The following is a 21,472-nucleotide window of genomic DNA, read 5'->3' as shown; positions in this document are numbered from 1 at the left end:
CGGTCGGCGCGACAGCCGCGCGATCGGCGCGGTCGTCAGCGGGGTAGTGCGTCGTCAGTGCCGGCGAGGTAGCCGGCGGCCTGGAGCTCGAACAGCTCCCGGTAGAGACCGCCGGCCGCCATCAGCTCGTCGTGGTTGCCGTGCTGGACGAGTCGACCCCGGTCCATGACGAAGATCCGGTCGGCGTGCCGGACGTTGGCCAGCCGGTGGGTGATCAGGACGACCGCCCGGTCGGGTCGGCGGCGCAGGTGCTGGAACAGGGCGTGTTCGGCGCGGGCGTCCAGCGCAGCCGACGGTTCGTCGCAGATCAGCAGCGCGGCGTCGCGGTAGAGGCCGCGAGCGGCGACCAGCCGCTGCCACTGCCCGCCGGACAGCTCGTGCCCATCCTTGAACTCCCGGTCGAGCAGGGTGTCATAGCCGTGCGGCAGGCCGACGATCATGTCGTGCGCGGCGGCCGCCCCGGCTGCCTCCTGCACGCTGGGGCCAGGTCGCTCCGGCGGGCGGTCGTGCCGGCCGACGCGGATGTTCTGCCCGGCGGTGAACGGGAACTTCCACCATTCCTGGGTCATCACGGCCACCTGCGCGCCGAGGGCGCGTGGGTCCAGCTCGGCGGCGTCGACGCCGTCCCAGCGGATCACCCCGCCGGTCGGCCGGTAGAGCCCCGCGATCAGTTTGGCCAGGGTGGTCTTGCCGGAGCCGTTCTCGCCGACCAGCGCGATCACCTCGCCCCGCCGGACGGTCAGGCTGACCCGGTCCACCGCCGGCGCGTCGGTGTCCGGATAGCGCAGGCTCACCTCGTCCACCTCGATCGCGTCGACACCCTCGGCCACCTGGTCGCCGCCGATCGGCACGCGGGTCTGGGCGCGGTCGAGGAAGTCGCGGTAGTCCTGGTAGTAGAGGGCGTCCTCGTACAGCGAGTTGGTGGCGATGACCGCGACGCCCAGGCTGGTCCGCGCGGACTGCAGGGCGAGCAGTGCGGTGGCCGCGGCCGCGAGGGCGACCATCCCGTTCAGCAACAGGCCGCCGAGGACCGCGTACACCCCGAAGGTGGCCAGGCCCGCCACCGTGGCGCCGACCACCCGGGTGCCGGTCTGCGAGCGGACCAGGCGCAGCTGGGCCCGGGTCTCGACGGCCATCACCCCGCGATACTCGGCCAGCAGGAAGTCGCGCATCTGGTAGGCGCGCACCTCGGCGGCGGTGTGCCGGTTGGCCATCAGGTGGGCCAGCATCCACATCCGACGCCGTCGGGTGATCCGGGCCAGCATCGCCAGGTACTCCCGGCGGGCCATCCGCACCGCAGTGATCGCCTGGGGTATCGCCGCGAGCAGCAGGCAGGGCAGCAGCAGCGGCTGGATGACGGTCACCGCCACCGCGGTGGCGAGCATGCCGACCACACCGGTGACCAGGTTGACGGTGTGGTCGACGATGTACGCCGCCTCCGCCATCCCCCGGTCCCGCGCCCGATCCATCTCCTCGGCGAAGCCGGCGTCGTCGAACGCGGCCAGGTCCACCGCCGTGGTGGCCTCGAACAGCCGAAGCTCGACCTGATAGTTGATCTGCGGGGTCAGTCGGGCCTGGGCCCAGCCTGCCGCGATCGTGAGACCGCCGCGCGCCGACACCGCCGCAGCGGCCACGATCAGCGCCGGCAGGGCCGAGCGGACCCGGTCCGGGGTGGGACCCGCGGCGAACAACTCGCGCAGCACACTGGTCGTGGCGAGCAGGCCGAACGTGGTCATCACCCCGGCGGCGACGTTGAGCCCGATGGACGCGACGGTGTCCCTGCGGTTGGTGGCCCAGGCCAGCCCGACCGCCTCCCGGACCAGCCGGGGCAGCCGGCGGGCCACCGCCCAGAAACTGGTGTGCGCGAACTCCTGCGCGTGGTGCATCCAGTCGCGATCCTCCAGCTCCGGCAGCATGGTGTCGGGCGGATCGCCCGGCGGATCGTCGTCCTGGGGAGCGGTGCGCTGCCGGGCCATCGACTCCACGGACCCTCCTCCGGGCGGGATCACGGATGCCGCCCGACACTACTGCCCGCAACCGTTCGATGTCTTCAGGTAATCGGTGCGTCGCACGGGTGTGCCAATGGCGTGTCGTCACCAACCGGAAGATCCCGAGTCACCCAGGTCAGCCGGCCGGCGTCTCCGAGCGGAAGCTGTGACCCAGCTCGGCGCCGAGCCCGAAGTAGTGGCGGAAGTTGTAGATCAACGGATGCCAGGCCGCCGGGTCGACATGGTCGGTGCCCGGCACGACGATGCGGGCGTCGGCGTGCACCGCCAGGACGTGGGCCTCGACGATGAGGAACGTGTCAGTGACGTCGGCGTGGATCCGGGTGGCACGGGCCTCCAGGTGCAGCGGGCACTCGGCCACCCGGGGCGGTCGGACGCAGCGCGACGGCTGCGGCCGCAGGCCGGCGGCCTCGAACTTCGCCGGCTCGTGTCGGAACCGGTCCCGCTTGGCCACCGGCACCGGGTGCCGTCCGGTCAACGGCGCCAGCCGCTCGACAGCCTCCCACTGGTCAGCAGCGGGAAGATTGATCACCAGGTCGGGGCGAGCGGCAAGATTGTGCGCGGTCTGCCCCTCGCGGCCGAGGCCCAGCACGACGAGCTGGCCGAGGGCCCACGCCGACGAGATCGGTGCCAGGTTGGCGCTGCCGTCGTCGTTCTCGGTGCTGAGCAGCGCCACCGGGGTGCCGAAGTACAGGATGCTCGGGTTTATCGTCAGGTGCTCGGTGGCGGTTGGGGTGTGGCTGATCGTCATGGTCGCCGACCGTACGGCCGTCATCGTTCGGCCCGCGCCGAAGCGACCACTCAAGGTCGGCCACGCCGGGCGAAGGCGATGGACGCCCGCCAACTCCGCGGGTCAGGGGGTCGGCGATGTGGCCTCGGTGACCGGCAGCAGCACCCGGAAGGTGGTCCGCCCCGGCTCGGTCTCCACCCGGATGTCGCCGTGGTGCTTGTGCACCACGATCCGGTACGAGATGTCCAGCCCCAGGCCGGTGCCCGCGCCCACCGGCTTGGTGGTGAAGAAGGGCTCGAAGATGCGGGGGCGCACCTCGGGCGGGATGCCGGGGCCGGTGTCGGTGATCTCCACGGCCAGCAGGTCGCCGACGCGTCCGGTGCGGACGGTCAGCACGCCCTTCTCCCCCATCGCGCCCAGCGCGTTGTCGATCAGGTTGGTCCACACCTGGTTCAGCTCGGCGGCGTACGCGGGGACCGGCGGGAGGCCGTGGTCGTACTCGCGGACCAGCTTGACCTGGGCGGGGATCTTCGCCTTGAACATCACCAGCGTGGCGTCGAGCAGGTCGTGCACGTCCACCACCTGGTGCGGCGCGCGGTCCAGCTGGGAGTACTGCTTGGCGGCGCCGACCAGGCCGGAGATCCGGGTCACCGCGTCGCCGATCTCGCGCATCAGCAGCTCGGTGTCGACGGTGTAGGTGAGCCAGCGCACCGCCGCCTCCAGGTCCGCCGGGCCGACCGCCTCCTTCACCCGACCCAGCCAGGCCGCGTCGAGCCCGCCGCCGACCAGGATCGGCGCCAGGTCCCAGGCGCCGCTCACCCCGCGCTCCTCCAGCCAGTCGGTGAGGGTGTCCTCCGCGTCGGCGGTGGCCATCGGGGTCAGCTTCGGCGCGGTGGCCACCCGGGCCACCGCCTCCTCCTGCAACGCGACCAGCCCGTGCAGGGCCCGGCCGTCCAGCCGGCCGTCGGCGATCATCGCGAGCTTGTGCCGCATCCCGGCGACCCGGTCGCGCAGCACCGAGGTGGCCCGCACCGCCGCCGCAGCCGGATTGTTCAGCTCATGGGTCAGCCCCGCCGAGAGTGAGCCGAGCGCCAGCAGCCGCTCCCGTTCGCCGACGATCGTCTGGCTGTTCCGCATCCCGAAGAACAGCCCCTCCAGCAGGTGCATGGGCATCGGGAACCAGGACCGCAGGGCGTGCGCGAAGTCCTCCGCCGGCAGCACGAAGAACTCCGCGTCGGTCACCGCCCGCAGGCTGTTGCGGTAGATCTGCTCGACCTGGTCGCCCAGGTACGCCTGGGTGGCCCCGCCGTACACCCCGCGCTGGTCGGTCCGGCTGGTCTCGACGTCGTCGCCGCGCACCCGCCGGCTCAACGCCACCGCGCCGCGCAGCAGCACGAAGAAGCAGGTGGCGGCCTCGCCTTCGCCGTACACCAGGGTGCCGCCGGCACGCTGCTCGACCCGGCCGTGTTCGGCCAGCCAGTCGAGCTGCGCATCGTCGAGTGCCTCGAACAGGAACAGGGTGCGCAGCTGGGCGGGCGTCAGGCGATCGGTCTCGGTGCTCACTGGGCCTCCAGGTAGCGGTGCACGAGCGACACGGCCATGGCGCCCTCGCCGACGGCCGAGGCGACCCGCTTGACCGACTCGGCCCGCACGTCCCCGGCGGCGAACACCCCCGGCAGGCTGGCCTCCAGGTGGTACGGGTCGCGCGACAGCGACCAGCCGGCCGGCCGCCGACCACCGGTCACCAGGTCGGGACCGGTGACGATGAAGCCACGCCCGTCGCGGACCAGCACCCCGTCCAGCCAGTCGGTCCGGGGCTCGGCGCCGATGAAGATGAACAGCCAGGACGTGTCGACCGAGCGGGCCTCTCCGGTGCGGGTGTCGCAGAGGGTGAGCCGTTGCAGGTGGTCCTGCCCGGCGCCACCGACCACGGCGGTGTGCGGGTGCACCGTGATCCGGTCGATCCGCTCCAACTGGTCGATCAGGTACCGCGACATCGAGGTGGTCAGGTCAGCGCCCCGGATCAGCAGGTGCACCCTGGCCGCGTAGCGGGAGAAGTGCACTGCGGCCTGGCCGGCCGAGTTGGCCCCGCCGACGATGTAGACGTCCTGCTCGACGCAGTTCGGCGCCTCCGTGGCGGTGGAGCCGTAGAAGACCCCCCGGCCGGTGAAGTCGGCCAGCCCGGGGGCGTCGAGCACCCGGTAGGAGACCCCGGTGGCCAGCACCACGGTGTGCGCGGCGATCTCGGTGCCGTCGCCGAAGCGCAGCAGCCGGGCGGAGCCGGCCTCGGTCAGGCCGACCACCTCCCGGGCACTGAGCAGCTCGGCGCCGAACTTCACCGCCTGTCGCCGGGCCCGGTCGGTCAGCTGCGCGCCGGAGACGCCGTCCGGGAAGCCCAGGTAGTTCTCGATCCGGCTGCTCTGGCCAGCCTGCCCGCCGGTCGCCCGCCGCTCGACCAGCACGGTGCGCAGGCCCTCCGACGCGCCGTACACGGCCGAGCCCAGACCGGCCGGGCCGGCGCCGATCACCACGAGGTCGTAGAAGTCGGACGCTGGCACCACGGTCAGCCCGGCCAGCCCGGCCAACTCGGCCTCGCTCGGCGCGATCAGCGCCTTACCCTCGGCGGTCACCACCAGCGGCACGTCCGCCTCGGTGGCCCCCGCCGCATCGAGCAGTCGGGCGCCCTCCGGATCGTCGGCCAGCAGCCAGCGGTACGGCACCAGATTGCGGGCCAGGAAGTCGCGGACCTTGAACGACGGCGCCGACCAGCGGTGACCGACCACCCGAATCTCGGTGGTCGCCGCGTCCGGGGTGACCGCCCACGCCTCCAGCAGGCCGTCCACCACCGGGTACAGCTTCTCCTCCGGCGGGTGCCAGGGCTTGAGCAGGTAATGGTCCAGGTCGACCACGTTGATCGCCTCGATGGCGGCGTCGGTGTCCGCGTACGCGGTGAGCAGCACCCGGCGGGCGGCCGGGAAGATGTCCATCGCGGCCTCCAGGAACTCGACGCCGGTCATCTCCGGCATCCGGTGATCGGCCAGCAGCAGCGCCACCTGCTCGCCGCGCAGTTTGACCTCCCGCAACGCGTCCAGCGCCTCCGGGCCGGAGGCGGCCCGCAGCACCCGGTAGCGGTCGCCGTAGTGGCGGCGGATGTCCCGGGCCACCGCCCGGGAGACCACCGGGTCGTCGTCGACGGTCAGGATCACCGGGTTCGCCATGGCGCCCATGAAACCACCTGACCGGGGTACGCCGCACCGGCCGGGGTCGGTCCGGGCACCGATGCACGCTTGGTCGGGGCCGGGACGGGTAAGCCGGGTCGCCGCGCGGGTGGCCGCACACCGACCACCCGCCCAGCTGCCGCGCACACCTCGGGGGGCCCATGGCGGACGCGTCGCCGACCGGACCGACGACGTCGGGCCGCATCGTGGAGCTGCGGGTGCACGGCGTCTCCGGTGCGGGGGCGGACCAGGTGCTGGACCGGCCGCACGTCCATCAGGTCGCCGGCGACCGCAGCGGCGGGTTCTACCGCCCACGCCCGGGCTACCCGGACGAAACCGGGACGGGCGGGATGACGCTGGAGGCGTACCGGTGGAGTGACCTGCCGTCCGGCACGGCCGTGCGGACGCTGTCGCTGGTGTTCCTGCTGCCGTTCATGCTCTGCAACGTGGCGCTCTGGATGCGCCCGGCGAGCCGCGCCTCGAAGCACGGCATCGTCGGGCTGTGCCGGGTGCTCGCGCTCACCCTCACCATGCTCTACGTGCTGTCGATCGTCGGGGTGGCGCTGGACCTCGTCGCCTGGCGCTGCACGGGCCTCTCGTCCTGCATGGCCGAGCGGAGCTGGCTGTCCTGGCTCGGCGGTCGCTCGCCCGGATTGCGCCTGGGCGTGCTGGCGCTGGTGCCGGTCGCCGCCATCGGCCTCGTCTGGTGGCTGGGCGCGCGCCCGGGCCACTCGTTCGACGCGTTCCGGACCCGGGAGCCCGCAGCCTCCGAGACCCAGTTGAGTGCGGTCGGCCAGTGGGACGGCGCACCGCTGGTGGGCCGGCTGCGCTCGGTGCACGTCGCCGCCGCGTTCGCCACTCTGAACGGCAGCCTGCTGGCCGCCCGGACCAGCCAGGGTGCCTCGTGGGAGATGATGCTGCTGCTGGTGGCCACCGGGGCGGTGCTGCTCGCCTGTCTGGTCCTGCTCACCGTGGTGCAGAGCATCGACCGGCCCGGCCCGGCCGCCCGGGTCGACGGGCTCACCCGCGGGCTGCGCACGATCGCCTGCGGGCTGACCGTCCTGGTGATCGTGCACACCATCAGTAGTCCGAAGCCATGGCCGCAGAGCCGCGAGCTGCCCGGGTACGGCGCCACCGTGGCCTGGTTGTTCGCCAGCCAGACCGCGCTGCTGGTCGTACTCGCCGCGCTGGTGATCTGGCGACGGGGCGGGCGGCCGGGCAGCTCGCCGCTGCGCGCGCTGGGTGCGCCGGTCTTCGTCACGGTGGCCGCGGGCCTCGCCGTGGCGTTCTCCGCCGAGCTGGTCTACCGGGTGTCGGACCTGCTGGACCGCGACGGGGAGACCGCCGACCGGCTGGCCACCAGCCCGCCGCTGGCGTACAAGTGGGCGATCTTCGGGTTTTTCATCGCGGTGCTGACCGCGCTGCTGGTCGGCGGCGTGGTCACGGTGCTGACCCGGCATGGTCGGTGGCGGGCCGCGAGGGCGATCGTGGCCGCCGACTTCCCGCACGCGCCGCCGGAGGCGGCGGACCGGCTGCGCCAGGTCGAGCGGACGGTGGCCCGGGCCCGGTTCACCGAACGGCTGGAACCGCTCACCACGGTCTACGCGGGACTCGCCGCGCTCGGCCTGGCCACCAGCGTGCTCGGCCTGCTCCAGCTCTATCCCGGCGACGTGATCCAGCGCTACGTCGGGGTGCCCGCCGACCTGGTCAACTTCCTGATCGGGATGGGCAGCTACGCGATCGCCGCGATCGTGCTCGGGTTGGTGATCGGCGGCATCTTCGCGTACCGGACGGCGCAGTTCCGCCGGTACGTGGGCGTGCTGTGGGATCTCGGCACCTTCTGGCCGCGGGCCGCGCATCCCTTCGCTCCGCCCTGCTATGCCGAGCGGGCCGTGCCGGAGCTGACCCGGCGGATCACCTACCTGGTCGAGCAGGGCGAGAGGGTGTTGCTGGCCGGGCACAGCCACGGGTCAGTGCTGCTCGCCGCCACGGTGCTGCAACTGCCACCCCGGGTCACCGACCGGGTCGCCCTGCTGACCTACGGGTCGCCGCTGCAACGGGTGTACGCGCGGCTGTTCCCCGCGTACGTCGACGACGAGGTGCTGCGGGAGATCGGCGAGCGCGTCGGCTGGCGATGGAGGAACCTGTGGCGGGACACCGACCCGCTCGGTGGCTGGATCTTCGCCCGGCACCGCCCCGGAGACCACGAAACGCTGACCGGCCCGATGGCGGCGGTGGACACCCGGCTGACCGACCCGCACGGCGTCGTGCCGCCGCCGTACGACAGCGTGCCACCGCCAATCCTGGGCCACTGGCCGTGCGAGTCGGAGGAGTCGTTCGCGGCGGCGGAGCGGGACCTGATTGAGCGGCTACGCGCGGACCGCCGGCTGAGCCCGTGAGCCGCCGGCCGGATATCGTCGCCGGGTGACTCCGTCCCAGCAGCCCGAACGCCGGCTGATCGCCTCGAACAAGAAGGCCCGGCACGACTACACCGTGCTCCGGACGTACGAGGCGGGCATCGTGCTGGTCGGCACCGAGGTGAAGTCGCTGCGCGAGGGGCGGGCGTCGCTGGTGGACGCGTTCGCCCACGAGCGCGACGGCGAGCTCATGCTGTACGGCCTGCACATCGCCGAGTACGCCTACGGCACGTGGACCAACCACGCCCCCCGGCGCAACCGCAAGCTACTGCTGCGCCGGTCCGAGATCGACCGGATCCTGGAAAAGGTCCGCGAGGGCGGGGTGACCCTGGTCCCGCTGTCGATGTACTTCGACAACGGCTGGGCCAAGGTCGAGCTGGCCCTGGCCAAGGGCAAGCGCACCTACGACAAGCGGCAGACGCTGGCCGAGCGGGACGCCAACCGGGAGATCGCCCGCGAGCTGGGCCGGCACCTCAAGGGCCACCCCCGCCGGGCCTGACCGCCGCTACCACCCGGCCTGGCCTGGGCACACCGACTTCGCCCGGCGCGCGCGACAGGCGAGGCCGCAGATGCGGCCCAGATGGCCCTTCAGGTACGCAGAAACGGCGGTCCTGGCCTTCCGTGCTCGCAGATGCGGGCGCTAGGGTGTGGCCGTGACGATGTTTCGGATCGGCGAGGCGGCCGACCTGCTCGGCGTCAGCGCCGACACGATCCGCCGCTGGGTGGACGCCGGGCGACTGCCCGCCGGGCGGGACGCGCACGGCCACCGGGTCATCGACGGCGTCGACCTGGCCGGTTTCGCCCGCGCCCAGGCGGCCGACCCGGACGCGGGCGCGGAGCTGTCCTCGGCTCGCAACCGGCTGCGCGGCATCGTCGTCGACGTCCGCAAGGACACCGTGATGGCCCAGGTCGACATCCAGGCCGGCCCGTTCCGGATCGTGTCGCTGATGAGCCGGGAAGCGGTCGACGAGCTCGACCTGCGGGTCGGGTCGGTGGCCGTCGCAGTGATCAAGTCGACCACGGTGGTGGTGGAACGGGCCGCACCCGCCGCCCCGACCAGGGGAAGGACCGGCGGATGAGCAGGCAGGGAGTGCGCGCCGCGCTGGTGGCCATGGTGGCGGTGGCCGGGCTGGCGGTTTCCGGCTGCGCCGGGGACGAGGCCCCGGGGGGCGCCGCGGACGGCCGGGTCACCGGCACGGTGACGGTGTTCGCCGCCGCCTCGCTGACCGAGTCGTTCACCCGCATCGGCAGTGACTTCGAGGCCGCCAACCCGGGCAGCTCGGTCACCTTCAACTTCGCGGGCAGCTCGGCCCTGGCCAACCAGATCAACCAGGGGGCGCCGGCGGACGTGTTCGCCTCGGCCGCGCCGACGAACATGACCACGGTGACCAAGGCCGGCAACGCCGACGGCACACCGAGCACCTTCGCCCGCAATCAACTGGTGATCGCGGTGCCCCGGGGCAACCCGAAGGGGGTGACCGGGCTCGCCGACCTGATCCGGCCAGGGGTGAAGGTGGCGCTCTGCGCCGAACAGGTGCCCTGCGGCGCGGCGGCCCGGACCGCGCTGGACGCGGCCGGCGTCGCGCTGACGCCGGTCACCCTGGAGCAGGACGTCAAGGGCGCACTGGCCAAGGTGAAGCTCGGCGAGGTCGACGCGGCCCTGGTCTACCGCAGCGACGCGCGGGCGGCGGCCGCCGACGTGACCGGCGTGGAGTTTCCCGAGTCGGCGCGGGCGGTCAACGACTACCCGATCGTGGCGCTGAAGGAGGCGCCGAACCCGGCCGGCGCGCGGGCCTTCGTCGCGTACGTCCGCTCGGCACCAGCGCAGGCGGTTCTCGCCGAGGCCGGGTTCCAGGCTCCGTGAGCCGGGTCCTCGACGCCGCCGCGCCCCGTCGGCGGGGTCGGGTGCCGGCGGCGCTGCTGATCCCCGCCGGGTTGGGGCTGCTCTTCCTCATCCTGCCGCTGGCCGGGCTGGTCGTCCGGGCGCCGTGGACGACGCTGCCGCAGCGGCTCACCGAGCCGGGAGCGCTGACCGCGCTGCGACTGTCGGTGCAGACCGCCACCCTCGCCACCGTGCTCTGCCTGCTGCTCGGCGTGCCGCTGGCCTGGCTGCTGGCCCGGGTCGAGTTCCCCGGCCGCCGGCTGGTCCGCGCCCTGGTCACCGTGCCGCTGGTGCTGCCGCCGGTGGTCGGCGGGGTGGCACTGCTGCTGGTCTTCGGCCGTCGGGGGCTGCTCGGCGGCTGGCTCGACGCTACGTTCGGCATCACCCTGCCCTTCACCACCGCGGGCGTGGTGCTGGCCGAGGCGTTCGTCGCCATGCCGTTCCTGGTGATCGCCGTGGAGGGTGCCCTGCGGGCCACCGACAACCGGTACGAGGAGGCCGCCGCGACGCTGGGCGCCGGCCGGTGGACCACCTTCACCCACGTCACGCTGCCCCTGGTGGCGCCAGGGCTGGCCGCCGGCGCGGTGCTCTGCTGGGCCCGAGCTCTCGGCGAGTTCGGCGCCACCATCACCTTCGCCGGCAACTATCCGGGCCGGACGCAGACCATGCCGCTCGCCGTCTACCTGGCCCTGGAGACCGACCTGGAATCCGCGATGGTGCTCAGCCTGGTGCTGCTCATCGTCTCGGTGGGCATCCTGGCCGCGCTACGGCACCGCTGGATCACCGGCCCATGACCGCGCCGCTGCTCGACGCCCGGCTCGTCGTCGACCGGGACGCCTTCCGGCTTGACGTGCCGTTGCGGGTTGCGCCCGGCGAGGTGGTCGCGTTGCTCGGGCCGAACGGCGCCGGCAAGACCACCGCGCTGCGCGCACTGGCCGGGCTGCAGCCGCTCAGCGCCGGGCACGTCACCCTCGACGGCGTCGACCTGGACCGGCCGGCGAGCCGGGGCTGGGTGCCCACCGAACGTCGGCCGATCGGCGTGGTCTTCCAGGACTACCTGCTCTTTCCGCACCTGAGTGCCCTGGACAACGTGGCATTCGGCCCGCGCCGGCACGGCGTCGACCGGCGGGCGGCGCGGGCCACGGCCCGGGACTGGCTCGGCCGGGTGGGGCTGGCCGGCCAGGCGCACCGCCGGCCCCGACAGCTCTCCGGCGGGCAGGCGCAGCGGGTGGCGCTGGCCCGGGCACTGGCCGTCGAGCCGTCATTGCTGCTCCTGGACGAGCCCCTCGCCGCGCTGGACGCCCGCACCCGGTTGGACACCCGCGCGGAGCTGCACCGGCACCTGTCCGCGCACCCCGGGGCGACGGTGCTGATCACCCACGACCCGCTGGACGCGTTGGCGCTGGCCGACCGACTGGTCATCGTGGAGGGTGGGCAGGTGGTGCAGGAGGGTGACGGCCCGAGCGTGACCGCCCGCCCCCGCACGGACTACGTGGCCCGGCTGGTCGGGCTGAACCTCTACCGGGGCCGAGCCGAGGGGCACGGGGTACGGGTCGCGCCGGACCTGTCCCTCACCGTCGCCGACCGGATGGACGGCGAGGCGTTCGTCGCGTTCCGCCCAGCGGCGGTGGCCCTGCACCCGTCCCGGCCGGAGGGCAGCCCGCGCAACACCTGGGCGGGCACCGTCGCCGGCGTCCAGCGGCACGGCGACAACGTGCGGGTGCAGCTGGACGGACCGATCGGAGTGGCCGCGGACGTCACCCCGGCCGCCGCCGCCCAGCTGCGGCTGATCCCCGGGCAGCGCGTCTGGGTGGCGGTCAAGGCGACCGAGACGCACGCCTACCCGGCCAACGGCTGACCCCGGCCCCCGGCGAGCAGGGTCGGCGTGCGGGTGGCCGGCCTACCACGGCTCAGCCGGCAAGCAGGTCGTTGTGCGCGGCGCGCAGCCGGGCCAGCGCCGGGTCGCTGCCGGGGATGACGCGCCGGTCCAGCTCAGCCCACGCCTCGGCCAGCGCCGCGCGGACGGCACCCAGCTCGGCTGCGTGCCGCTGACTGCTGCGCCGGTGCTGCTCGTCGAGCCGACGGGCCCAGCCGGCGGTGACCGTGGCGAGCCGGTCGGCGTCGGCGCGGGCCTGCGCACCACTGCGGGCGGCGGCGGCCGGGACGATGGCGGCGATCGGACGGGGATCGCCGTCGCGGGTGACGACGGTGACCGCGTCGGTCAGCTCGGCCAGCGCGACAAGCTGACTGAACCGGGTGCGCGCCTCGCGCAGCGGCACGGAGCGCGGCGGGTCGGGGTGCGGGGTGAGCGCGGGGACGGCCATGGATGCATGGTGCCGCCCGGGTACGACAGAATCCGCCGTCGTCAGTGGACGGTGGGCTGCCCGGCGGCCGGCCCGGCCAGCCACTCGTCGGCCAGCACCGACCAGACCTCAAGGTCGATCCGCCCGTTCGGGCGCGGGTACACCTGGCGGAGAGTGCCGTCGTGGCGCAGGCCGAGCCGGCGGGCGAGCGCGATGCTGCGGGCGTTCTCGGCGTTGGTGCGCCACTCCACCCGCTGGATGCCGCGCTCGCGTACGGCCCAGTCGACGATTCGGCGGATCGCCGGTGCGACCATGCCGCGCCCCTGCGCCGCCGGCTCCACCCAACAGCCCACCTCGCAGACGCCCAGCGCCACGTCGAACGACACGAACATCACCCCGCCGACCAGCGTGCCGCGCCACCACAGCCCCCAGATGCCACCGGAGTCGGTGGCCCAGCGGTCGGCGTACCGCTGGAGCACCGCCCGGGCCGAGGGCAGGTCGGTGGCGACGAACGACGGCGACACCCAGGGCTGGATGTGTTCCCGGGCCCGGTCCAGGTGGGCGAGGAACTCCTCGGCCCGCCACGGGTCCAGCGGGCGCAGCTCGACCTCCTCGGTCAGCGGCAGGGCGAACATGGAACCTCCACGGGGTACGGGGCCGACGTCGGGTAGCAGGCTCCCACAGGCCCGGCAGGCCCGGCAGGCCCGGCAGGCCCGGCAGGCCGGCTCAGATGATCATGTGTGTCCAGTAGCTGAGCCAGAGTACGAACAGCGCGCCCTGCACCAGGGCGAGGGCCGCGGTCAGCCACACGTCGACGGTGGCGCGGCGCGCCCAGCGGGTCAGCACCAGGGCCACCGGGAACGCGGCGAGCAGGTAGCGCAGCAGGCTCTTGTAGACCGGCGGGCCCATCGACAGCGGCACCAGCACCATGAGTACGCCGTAGACCAGGTAGGCCAGCTCCCGGCGGCGGAACCCCGCGACCAGCACGGCCAGCACGGCCACGGCGAACCAGACCCGGGCGGCGTCGCGCGTCTCCCCGGCCAACCCACCCAACAGCACCGGCACCGGGTTCTGCACCTCGATCCCCCACCCTTCCTGCTGGGCGTGCTGGTAGGCGAACCAGTCCCCACCACGCCACCGACAGAACGCCATGAAGGTGAACCAGCCGGCGGGCAGCAGCAACAGCGGCCAGCCGATCCGCAGGTATCCGAGCAGGGCGCGCGGGCCGAGCCGCCAGTCGTGCTGGCGGAGCAGCACCAGGGCCAGCGGCAGCGCGACGAGCAGGCCGACCGACCGGCTCATCGCCAGGAAGTAGCCGAGCACGCCGACCAGCAGCCAGCGGCGCCGCTCCGCGTAGTAGAACGAGGCCAGCGCGAGGCAGACGAAGAGCGACTCGGTCAGCGCGGCCTGGAACAGGAACGCGGTTGGCAGCAGCACCAGGTACCGGGTGAACCGGCGGGCCGCGTCCGGATCGCCGAGCAGCAGCTCGGCCAGCCGGTAGCCGTACCAGAGGGCCAGCAGGAACGCGACGTTGCTGATCAGCAGCAGGGCCAGCGCGTTGTCGCCGCCGAGCAGCGCGCCGACCGGCCGGGCCAGGAACGGGTAGAGCAACGGGAAGCCGAAGTCCGCCCACGGCCCGGTCAGCGGCAGCTGGCTCAGCCGCAGGTAGAGCAGCGCGTCCCAGGCGAACCAGAAGGAGATCCACCGGTGCCCGGAGACGTCCCGCTGCTGCGCCCACATCAACGCCTCGTCCGGCGGCGGCGCGCCGGGGATGCCGTCCCAGGCGTGCAGGACCAGCAATCCGACCAGGGTGAGCAGCAGCTTCGCGCCGAGGAAGAGGCCGAGCAGGTAGGGCCAGGGCGACGGCACCCGGCGGGCCAGCCGCGTCCCGGCCCGGGCCGCCCCGGCCAGGCCGGCGGCCAGCGCCGTCGCGCGCCCCCGGCCGCTCCGCCACCGGCGCATCCGCCCCGCTCCCCCGGTCCGCCCCAGACTCACCCGCCGCGGGGGTGTCGCCCCTCCCGTTGTACGCCGCCGCGCGCCCCGCCGGAGCGGAAACCGCCGTGACCCGCGCCGCCGCGAGAGTGAAGTCCGGCGCAGAACGGGTACGCGCCGCGCCTCAACCACAGCGGGTGAGCAGGGAGCGCGGGGGCATGGGCGAGCAGCACGGCACGGTGGTCATCGGTGCGGGGCCGGCTGGGCTCACGGCTGCGTACGAGCTGCTCCGGCACGGGCTGCCGGTACAGGTGTTCGAGGCGGACGAGGTGGTCGGCGGGATCAGCCGGACCGTGGAGCGCGACGGGTGGCGCTTCGACATCGGCGGGCACCGGTTCTTCACCAAGGTCCCCCGGGTGGAGGCGTTCTGGCACGAGATCCTGCCGGACGAGGACTTCCTGACCCGGCCCCGGATGAGCAGGATCTACTACCGGGGCGCGCTGTTCAACTACCCGCTGAGCGCGGTGAACGCGCTGCGCAACCTCGGGCTGCCGGAGGCCGCCCGCTGCCTGGGCTCGTACGCCCGTGCCCGGCTGCGCCCGCCGCGGGACCAGTCGCACTTCGAGGGCTGGGTGTCGGCCCGGTTCGGCTGGCGGCTGTACTCGATCTTCTTCAAGACGTACACCGAGAAGGTCTGGGGGATGCCGGCGGACCGGCTGCAGGCGGACTGGGCCGCGCAGCGGATCAAGAACTTGTCGCTGGCCAAGGCGATCCGCAACGCGGTGCTGCCCCGGCGGTACCGCACGGACGTGACCAGTCTGATCGAGCAGTTCCAGTACCCGAAGTACGGACCGGGGATGATGTGGGAGCGCTGCGCCGAGCAGGTGCGCGACCGGGGCGGGGAGGTGTCGACCGGCACCTGGGTCACCGCGGTGCACCGCGACCCGCGGCGACGGCGGGCGATCAGCGTGACGGTCAACGGCGCGGGCGGGCAACGCACCACACCGGCCGACCACGTGGTCTCGTCGATGCCGATCTCGGAGCTCGTGGCGGCGCTGCGCCCGGCGCCGCCGCCGGAGGTGCTGGCCTGTGCCGCGGACCTGCGCTACCGCGACTTCCTGACGGTCGCGCTGGTGGTGCCGGCCGAGTTCTCGTTCCCGGACAACTGGATCTACGTGCACGACCAGGGCGTGCGGGTCGGCCGGATCCAGAACTTCGGCTCCTGGTCGCCCTACCTGGTCAAGGACGGCCGCACCTGCCTGGGTCTGGAGTACTTCGTCTTCGAAGGCGACGAGATGTGGCGTACCCCGGATGCCGACCTGGTGGCGCTGGCCACCGCGGAGCTGGAGCGGCTGGGGTTGGCCCGGCCCGGCGTGGTGGAGGCCGGCTACGTGGTGCGGATGCCGAAGGCGTACCCGGTGTACGACGAGCGCTACCAGCACAACGTGGACGTGATCCGGGCCTGGCTGGCCGAGGCGGTGCCGAACGTACACCCGGTGGGGCGCAACGGCATGCACCGCTACAACAACCAGGACCACTCGATGCTGACCGCCATGCTCACCGCGGAGAACATCGCCACCGGCAGCGCGCACGATGTCTGGTCGGTGAACGTGGAGCAGGACTACCACGAGCAGTCCACCGGCGGCGACCGGCGGCGGGGCACGGGCCGGGACGCGCCGGTGCTGCCGAGCCGGACCATCACTGCCCCGATCACTGTGCCCAAGGGTGTGGGTGCCGCCGCGCAGGGTGATCGGCCGGCGCAGGTGCCGCTGGTCTGACGGACGGTCGACGCGGCCGACCCGTGACTCTGATCGTGGGCCAGCGGGGCGGGCGGGGACCCTCTTCGACGGCCTACGGTTCGGCGCGCCCAAACGCAGGCTGAACGCGACTCAGGATGGCTGGCGTGCGGCGTGAGTCCGGATGAGTCCTTCGACGCTGCGGAGGAAGGTCTCGCAGATCAGTACCGGGTCGAAGAGGCAGCCGGCCGCCATGGCCCCATCGCGGAGCATGACGAATTGCTGCGCGGCGGACTCGGCCTCGGCTTTTTGGATGCTCGCCATCAAGGTATTGATCGTGTCGAGGAACCACTGCCGATGAGCGAGGACGGCTTGGTGCACGGGGTGGTCGGGATCGGGATACTCAGCCACGGCGTTCAGGAAGGCGCAGCCGCGAAAGCCTGCGGACTGGATGTCCTGGGCAATCGACTCTGCAACGGCCCGAAGGGCGTCAGGCGCCGGTAGGCCGGCGGTGACCGCGTCCACCGGGCCGCGGATGGCTTGATCGGCCGCCTGCAGATAGGCCAGGACGAGATCCTCCTTGCCAGGGAAGTGCCGATAGAAAGTGGCCCGGGTCACTTTCGCCTCTCTGATGATCCGATCGACGCCGACCGAGTGGATTCCCTCCCCGTAGAAAATCCTGGTCGCGGTGACAAGGAGCCGTTGCCGCGCCTCGGACGGTCGGATGTCGCTTTCGCCACGTGCCATGAGCCCATCATAGGGATAGAACGTTCGGTCTTGACAGGTCGGCGCGGCCTCGTCATCATTGGCAAGACAGAACGTTCGTTCTCCCTGGTGGTTTTCCGGCCGCGGCGCCCGCTGGTCGCGGTTCTCCCTCAGGAACCACCGAAAGGATCACCATGACCACCGTTACCGCACCCGGCATCTCGACGACGGCGTCCACCCTTCGGCGGCTGTACTTCGTCCGCTTCGCATTCGCCATCGTCTGGGCCCTCGTGATGTTCACGACCGCCGAGCACCTCGGCCCGCTCACCGTGACACTGCTCGTGCTCTACCCGCTGTTCGACGTGGCCGCCGCCGTCATCGACGCCCGCGCGTCGCGCGCCACCGGATCGCCCACCCTGCTGTACGTGAACGTCGCGGTCAGCCTGCTCGCCGCGGTCGGTCTGGCAATCGCCGGCGCGTCCGGCATATCGGCGGTCCTGCGCGTGTGGGGCACCTGGGCGGTCGCGGCCGGGCTGGTTCAGCTGATCGTGGCGATTACCCGCCGCAGGATGGGTGGTCAGTGGCCGATGATCATCAGCGGTGGCATCTCCGTACTCGCCGGCGCGTCGTTCATCGCCGGTGCCTCCGCGGACAACCCGGTGCTGACCAACGCCATCGGCTACGCCATCCCCGGTGCCACCTTCTTCCTCATCTCGGCCATCCGCCTCGGCCGCGCCGCGAAGGCAAACTGACATGAGGAACGCGACGTATGACGTCGTCGTGATCGGCGCGGGGCCGGTTGGGGAGACGTTATGGCACGCCGTTCCCGCGTTCCCGACGGTCAGCGAGGTTTGGCTGCGCCTGCTGGAGGCGTGCGGCCGCTGACCGCAAGCCGAGGACCACCTCCAGGCCAGGAAACCGCTTACCTTACGGCTATTGACGGTCATCACTGTCTATCAGTACCGTGATTCAGGCAGCAAGAAAGCGCTTTCCGACCCTCACCGTCCGACAGGGAGCGCCCCCATGCCCCGATTCCTGCGCGCGTTCTGCCTCGCCCTGCTCGCCGTCGCCACCGTGCTGAGCACCACCACCGCCCTGCCCGCCGAGGCCGCCCCCCGCTTCCGGGTGCTGGTCTTCTCCAAGATCACCAACTTCTACCACGACTCGATCCCGGCCGGCGTCGCCGCGATCCAGCAACTCGGCACCACCCACAACTTCGAGGTCGTCGCCACCACCGATGCGGCCGCGTTCATCGACGCGAACCTCGCCACCTTCGACGCCCTGGTGTTCAACAACACCAACTCCACCCCGGCCTCCGGTGACCTGCTCAACGCGAGCCAGCGCGCGGCGTTGCAGACGTTCATCCGCAACGAGGGCGGCTGGGCCGGCCTGCACGCCGCCTCGGCCAGCGAGCGCGACTGGCCTTGGTACGAGGGCCTGGTCGGCACCATCTTCGACTTCCACCCCGACTTCTCCGCCACCGGCGGCACCTATCCCGGCCGGGTGAAGGTGCTCGACCGGGCGCACCCCTCGACGCGGAACCTGCCGGAGCTCTGGGAGCAGAGCGAGGAGTGGTACAACTGGCGGACCAATCCGACCGGCAACGTGCACACCCTCGCGCAGATCAAGGTGCGGGACGGGATCAACGGGCTGGACGAGGGCGTCGACCACGCGTACTCCTGGTGTCAGCGTTACGACGGCGGCCGGTCCTGGTTCACCGCCGGCGGGCACGCCAGCTCCCGGTTCAGCGAGCCGGCCTTCCTGGAGCACCTGCGCTACGGCATCGAGTGGGCCGCCGGCGCGGTGGCCGGCGACTGCTCGGCCACCGAGACCACCAACTTCGAACGGGTGGGGCTGGTCACCGAGAACCTCGCCGACCCGTTCGAACTGGCCGTCGCCCCCGACCGGAAGGTCTACTACATCCAGCGCACGGGCGCGTTGAAGGTGGTCAACCAGGACACCCTTCAGGTCAGCACGCTGCTGGACCTCGCGTACACCTCGGCGATGACCGACCAGTCCGACGGGCTGCTCGGGATGACGCTGGACCGCAACTTCGCCAGCAACGGCTGGATCTACCTGCTCTGGTCCGACAAGACCCTCAAACAGCTCAACCTGTCCCGGTTCACGGTCGCCAACAACAGCGTCGCGCTCTCCTCGGAGAAACGGCTGCTGGCCATCCCCACCTTCCGCGGGGTGGGCCGGGCCAACTCGCACATGGGCGGCTCGCTGACCATGGACGCCGCCGGGCGGCTCTACGCCGCGATCGGCGACAACACCGACCCGTTCGCCTCCAGCGGGTACACCCCGATCGACGAGCAGGCCGGGCGGGCCGCCTGGGACGCCCAGGGCACCGCCGGCAACACCAACGACCTGCGCGGCAAGATCCTGCGGATCACCCCGCAGGCCGACGGCACGTACGCCATCCCGAGCGGCAACCTCTTCCCGGCCGGCACCGCGAGGACCCGGCCGGAGATCTACGCGATGGGCATGCGCAACCCGTTCCGGATCACCATCGACCCGCTGACCAACGCGCTACTGGTGGGCGACTACGGCCCGGACGCCCGCGCCGCCGATCCCAACCGGGGTCCGGAGGGGACGGTCGAGTTCAACCGGATCACCGCCGCCGGCAACTACGGCTGGCCGTACTGCGTGGGCAACAACATCCCGTTCAACGACTACAACTTCGCCACCAGCACCTCCGGGGCGAAATTCAACTGCGCCGCCCCGGTGAACAACTCCCCCAACAACACCGGCCTGACCACCCTGCCGGCGGCGAAGTCGGCGCTGGTCTGGTACGCGTACTCCGCCTCCAGCCAGTTCCCCGAGGCGGGCACCGGCGGCGGCGGGCCGATGAGCGGCCCGGTCTACGACCACGATCCGGCCAACACCCGCACCACCAAGTTCCCCGAGTACTTCGAGGGCAAGTGGATCACCTACGAGTTCACCCGCAAGTGGTTCAAAACGCTCTCGATCCACAAGACGGCGCAGACCTTCAGCAACGCGCGCTTCGGCCCCACCGCCGTGGGTGACCTCCAGTCCATCAACGGGATCTTCGGCAACATGAGCTGGATCCAGCCCTTCGAGGCGGAGTTCGGCCCGGACGGCTCGCTCTACGTCATCGACTTCGGCGAGGGCACCGGCAGCGGTCGCGGCGGCAGTAACGCCGGCGCCGGCATCTACCGGATCGACTACGTGGCCAACGGCCGGCCGCCGGCCGTGAAGCTCATCTCCAACCCGGACAGTGGACGCCCGCCGCTGACCGTGGCCTTCTCCTCGGCCGGATCGGCCGCCGGGGACGGCTCGGCGCTCAGCTATGCCTGGGACTTCACCAACGACGGGAGCACCGACTCCACCGCCGCCAACCCGAGCCACACCTACTCGGCGGCCGGGAAGTTCACCGCCCGGCTGACCGTGCGCAACAGCGGCAACGGGTTGACCGCCAGCGCGGTCACCGACGTGGTGGTCGGCAACACCCGGCCCACGGTGACCATCACCGTGCCCGACGGCGGCTTCTTCGACTTCGGCGACAAGATCCCGTACACGGTGACGGTCACCGACCCGGAGGACGCCACCATCGACTGCGCGAAGGTGACCGTGCAGACCCAGCTCGGCCACGACTCGCACGCCCACCCGCTGGACGTGTACACCGGCTGCTCGGGGCTGCTGGCCACCGAGGCCGACGCCGGTGACGGGCACGGGCCGGGGCAGAACCTCTACACGGTCGTCACCGCGCAGTACACCGACGGCGGCGCGGCCGGCGGCGTACCGGCCCTGACCGGCTCGACCCGGGCGCAGTTGCAGCCCAAGAGCAAGGAGGCCGAGCACTTCACCGCCCAGTCCGGCATCACGGTCAACGACCGGGCCACCGCCCGCGCCGGCAAGCGGCTCGGCGACGTCGACCACAACGACTGGGCGGCGTACGGGCCGGTGGACCTGCGCAACGTCGGCTCGGTGACGCTCGGGGTGACCAACGGCGGGCTCGGCGGCGACATCGAGCTGCGAACCGGCTCACCCACCGGCACCCTGATCGGCAGGGCCACCATCGGATCGACCGGCGGGTGGGACAACCTGGTCTCGCCCACCGTCACCCTGACCAACAAGCCCGCCGGCACCACCACCCTGTACGCGAAGTTCGTCAACGCCGCCCAGGTCGGCGGCACCCCGGACCTGCTCTCGCTGGACTGGCTGCGGTTCAACGGTGCCGGCGTCAAGCAGGAGCCCGGCGGGACGCTCTCCCTCGCGGCCAGCCCGGGCAGCGGCACGGCGCCGCTGACCACCACCCTGACCGCGACCGCGACGGCGCCGTCCGGGCAGAGCATCACCGACTACGCGTGGGACTTCGGCGACAACAGCGCCGTCACGCACGGAGCGACGCTGCGGTCGACCGGCCACGGCTACCCGCGCAAGGGAACCTTCACCGCCCGCGTGACGGTCACCTACACCAGTGGGGAGACCCGCTCGGCAAACCTGACCATCACGGTCAACTGACCATGGTCACCGGCGGGCGGGGGAACCATCCCGCCCGCCGGTCACCGTCGGTACG

The 21,472-nt window shown here is 72.3% G+C and carries 18 protein-coding genes; 10 read left to right on the top strand and 8 right to left on the bottom strand.

The window, feature by feature from the left end:
- Positions 1-35 precede the first annotated feature (35 nt).
- The 4 genes from ABZV00_RS17405 to ABZV00_RS17390 form a co-directional block, all read right to left on the bottom strand.
- Positions 36-1,976 (bottom strand): ABC transporter ATP-binding protein, encoded by a 1,941-nt coding sequence (locus ABZV00_RS17405; protein WP_328426598.1) that lies wholly within the window; start codon positions 1,974-1,976, stop codon positions 36-38.
- 148 nt (positions 1,977-2,124) lie between these two features.
- Positions 2,125-2,757 (bottom strand): flavin reductase family protein, encoded by a 633-nt coding sequence (locus tag ABZV00_RS17400; RefSeq protein ID WP_355607095.1) that lies wholly within the window; start codon positions 2,755-2,757, stop codon positions 2,125-2,127.
- A 102-nt stretch (positions 2,758-2,859) separates the two neighbouring features.
- Entirely contained in the window at positions 2,860-4,299 is a 1,440-nt protein-coding gene (locus ABZV00_RS17395; RefSeq protein WP_355607092.1) for an ATP-binding protein, read from the bottom strand.
- Positions 4,296-5,963 carry an FAD-dependent oxidoreductase gene (locus tag ABZV00_RS17390; protein ID WP_355607089.1) on the bottom strand — a complete coding sequence of 556 codons (1,668 nt, stop codon included), beginning with the start codon at positions 5,961-5,963 and terminating at the stop codon, positions 4,296-4,298. The genes ABZV00_RS17395 and ABZV00_RS17390 overlap by 4 nt, the downstream gene beginning before the upstream one ends.
- Before the next feature lie 152 nt (positions 5,964-6,115).
- Here ABZV00_RS17390 and ABZV00_RS17385 point away from each other — a divergent pair, with 152 nt between their 5' ends.
- The 6 genes from ABZV00_RS17385 (at position 6,116) to ABZV00_RS17360 (ending at position 12,111) form a co-directional block, all read left to right on the top strand.
- Positions 6,116-8,353: a hypothetical protein gene (locus ABZV00_RS17385; RefSeq protein WP_355607086.1), complete on the top strand. Its 2,238-nt coding sequence runs from the start codon at positions 6,116-6,118 to the stop codon at positions 8,351-8,353.
- 25 nt (positions 8,354-8,378) lie between these two features.
- Positions 8,379-8,870, top strand: a complete 492-nt coding sequence (smpB, locus tag ABZV00_RS17380; RefSeq protein ID WP_328416160.1) for an SsrA-binding protein SmpB — start codon at positions 8,379-8,381, stop codon at positions 8,868-8,870.
- Positions 8,871-9,024: 154 nt separating this feature from the next.
- The gene (locus ABZV00_RS17375; protein ID WP_328416157.1) at positions 9,025-9,450 is read left to right on the top strand and encodes a MerR family DNA-binding transcriptional regulator; all 426 of its coding nucleotides are present in this window, start codon (positions 9,025-9,027) and stop codon (positions 9,448-9,450) included.
- Between the two features lie 32 nt (positions 9,451-9,482).
- Positions 9,483-10,235: a molybdate ABC transporter substrate-binding protein gene (gene modA, locus ABZV00_RS17370; RefSeq protein WP_328426596.1), complete on the top strand. Its 753-nt coding sequence runs from the start codon at positions 9,483-9,485 to the stop codon at positions 10,233-10,235.
- The gene (locus ABZV00_RS17365; RefSeq protein WP_355607082.1) at positions 10,232-11,047 is read left to right on the top strand and encodes an ABC transporter permease; all 816 of its coding nucleotides are present in this window, start codon (positions 10,232-10,234) and stop codon (positions 11,045-11,047) included. The genes modA and ABZV00_RS17365 overlap by 4 nt, the downstream gene beginning before the upstream one ends.
- Entirely contained in the window at positions 11,044-12,111 is a 1,068-nt protein-coding gene (locus tag ABZV00_RS17360) for an ABC transporter ATP-binding protein (RefSeq protein WP_355607079.1), read from the top strand. Before ABZV00_RS17365 ends, ABZV00_RS17360 begins: the two co-directional genes overlap by 4 nt.
- A 52-nt stretch (positions 12,112-12,163) precedes the next feature.
- Here the strand turns inward: ABZV00_RS17360 and ABZV00_RS17355 are convergent, their stop codons facing one another.
- The 3 genes from ABZV00_RS17355 to ABZV00_RS17345 form a co-directional block, all read right to left on the bottom strand.
- A complete protein-coding gene (locus ABZV00_RS17355) occupies positions 12,164-12,577 on the bottom strand; it encodes a type II toxin-antitoxin system Phd/YefM family antitoxin (RefSeq protein ID WP_328416152.1) in 414 nt (137 codons plus the stop codon).
- 41 nt (positions 12,578-12,618) lie between these two features.
- Positions 12,619-13,191, bottom strand: coding sequence for a GNAT family protein (locus ABZV00_RS17350; protein WP_328416151.1), 573 nt, complete (start codon positions 13,189-13,191; stop codon positions 12,619-12,621).
- 91 nt (positions 13,192-13,282) lie between these two features.
- On the bottom strand, positions 13,283-14,518 hold the full coding sequence (locus ABZV00_RS17345; protein WP_328416150.1) for a hypothetical protein: 1,236 nt from the start codon (positions 14,516-14,518) through the stop codon (positions 13,283-13,285).
- A 188-nt stretch (positions 14,519-14,706) separates the two neighbouring features.
- Between ABZV00_RS17345 and ABZV00_RS17340 the strand changes: the two genes are divergently transcribed.
- Positions 14,707-16,266: an NAD(P)/FAD-dependent oxidoreductase gene (locus ABZV00_RS17340; RefSeq protein WP_355607075.1), complete on the top strand. Its 1,560-nt coding sequence runs from the start codon at positions 14,707-14,709 to the stop codon at positions 16,264-16,266.
- A gap of 111 nt (positions 16,267-16,377) precedes the next feature.
- On the opposite strand, the gene ABZV00_RS17335 is transcribed toward ABZV00_RS17340, so the two are convergent.
- Entirely contained in the window at positions 16,378-16,971 is a 594-nt protein-coding gene (locus tag ABZV00_RS17335) for a TetR/AcrR family transcriptional regulator (RefSeq protein WP_355607073.1), read from the bottom strand.
- A 152-nt stretch (positions 16,972-17,123) separates the two neighbouring features.
- On the opposite strand from ABZV00_RS17335, the gene ABZV00_RS17330 reads away from it, so the two are divergent.
- The 3 genes from ABZV00_RS17330 to ABZV00_RS17320 all read left to right on the top strand — a co-directional run bounded on the left by ABZV00_RS17330 (position 17,124) and on the right by ABZV00_RS17320 (position 21,417).
- A complete protein-coding gene (locus ABZV00_RS17330) occupies positions 17,124-17,681 on the top strand; it encodes a hypothetical protein (protein WP_355607070.1) in 558 nt (185 codons plus the stop codon).
- A 1-nt stretch (position 17,682) separates the two neighbouring features.
- The gene (locus ABZV00_RS17325) at positions 17,683-17,814 is read left to right on the top strand and encodes a hypothetical protein (protein WP_355607067.1); all 132 of its coding nucleotides are present in this window, start codon (positions 17,683-17,685) and stop codon (positions 17,812-17,814) included.
- 138 nt (positions 17,815-17,952) lie between these two features.
- Positions 17,953-21,417, top strand: coding sequence for a ThuA domain-containing protein (locus tag ABZV00_RS17320; RefSeq protein ID WP_355607064.1), 3,465 nt, complete (start codon positions 17,953-17,955; stop codon positions 21,415-21,417).
- Positions 21,418-21,472 lie beyond the last annotated feature (55 nt).

The sequence above is a fragment of the Micromonospora sp. NPDC005173 genome, from assembly GCF_040608515.1.
Lineage (GTDB): Bacteria > Actinomycetota > Actinomycetes > Mycobacteriales > Micromonosporaceae > Micromonospora.
The sequence above is the reverse complement of the archived record's forward strand: the minus strand, read 5'-3'. Positions and strand labels throughout refer to the sequence as shown.

Bases quoted from the DNA above. Each gene is read 5' to 3' on its own strand.
- ABZV00_RS17360 (WP_355607079.1), top strand. From the start codon at position 11,044: ATGACCGCGCCGCTGCTCGACGCCCGGCTCGTCGTCGACCGGGACGCC.
- ABZV00_RS17350 (WP_328416151.1), bottom strand. From the start codon at position 13,191: ATGTTCGCCCTGCCGCTGACCGAGGAGGTCGAGCTGCGCCCGCTGGAC.
- ABZV00_RS17325 (WP_355607067.1), top strand. From the start codon at position 17,683: ATGAGGAACGCGACGTATGACGTCGTCGTGATCGGCGCGGGGCCGGTT.
- modA (WP_328426596.1), top strand. From the start codon at position 9,483: ATGGTGGCGGTGGCCGGGCTGGCGGTTTCCGGCTGCGCCGGGGACGAG.
- ABZV00_RS17330 (WP_355607070.1), top strand. From the start codon at position 17,124: ATGACCACCGTTACCGCACCCGGCATCTCGACGACGGCGTCCACCCTT.
- ABZV00_RS17335 (WP_355607073.1), bottom strand. From the start codon at position 16,971: ATGGCACGTGGCGAAAGCGACATCCGACCGTCCGAGGCGCGGCAACGG.
- ABZV00_RS17355 (WP_328416152.1), bottom strand. From the start codon at position 12,577: ATGGCCGTCCCCGCGCTCACCCCGCACCCCGACCCGCCGCGCTCCGTG.
- ABZV00_RS17320 (WP_355607064.1), top strand. From the start codon at position 17,953: ATGCCCCGATTCCTGCGCGCGTTCTGCCTCGCCCTGCTCGCCGTCGCC.
- ABZV00_RS17390 (WP_355607089.1), bottom strand. From the start codon at position 5,963: ATGGGCGCCATGGCGAACCCGGTGATCCTGACCGTCGACGACGACCCG.
- ABZV00_RS17400 (WP_355607095.1), bottom strand. From the start codon at position 2,757: ATGACGATCAGCCACACCCCAACCGCCACCGAGCACCTGACGATAAAC.
- ABZV00_RS17405 (WP_328426598.1), bottom strand. From the start codon at position 1,976: ATGGCCCGGCAGCGCACCGCTCCCCAGGACGACGATCCGCCGGGCGAT.
- ABZV00_RS17340 (WP_355607075.1), top strand. From the start codon at position 14,707: ATGGGCGAGCAGCACGGCACGGTGGTCATCGGTGCGGGGCCGGCTGGG.
- ABZV00_RS17345 (WP_328416150.1), bottom strand. From the start codon at position 14,518: ATGCGCCGGTGGCGGAGCGGCCGGGGGCGCGCGACGGCGCTGGCCGCC.
- ABZV00_RS17385 (WP_355607086.1), top strand. From the start codon at position 6,116: ATGGCGGACGCGTCGCCGACCGGACCGACGACGTCGGGCCGCATCGTG.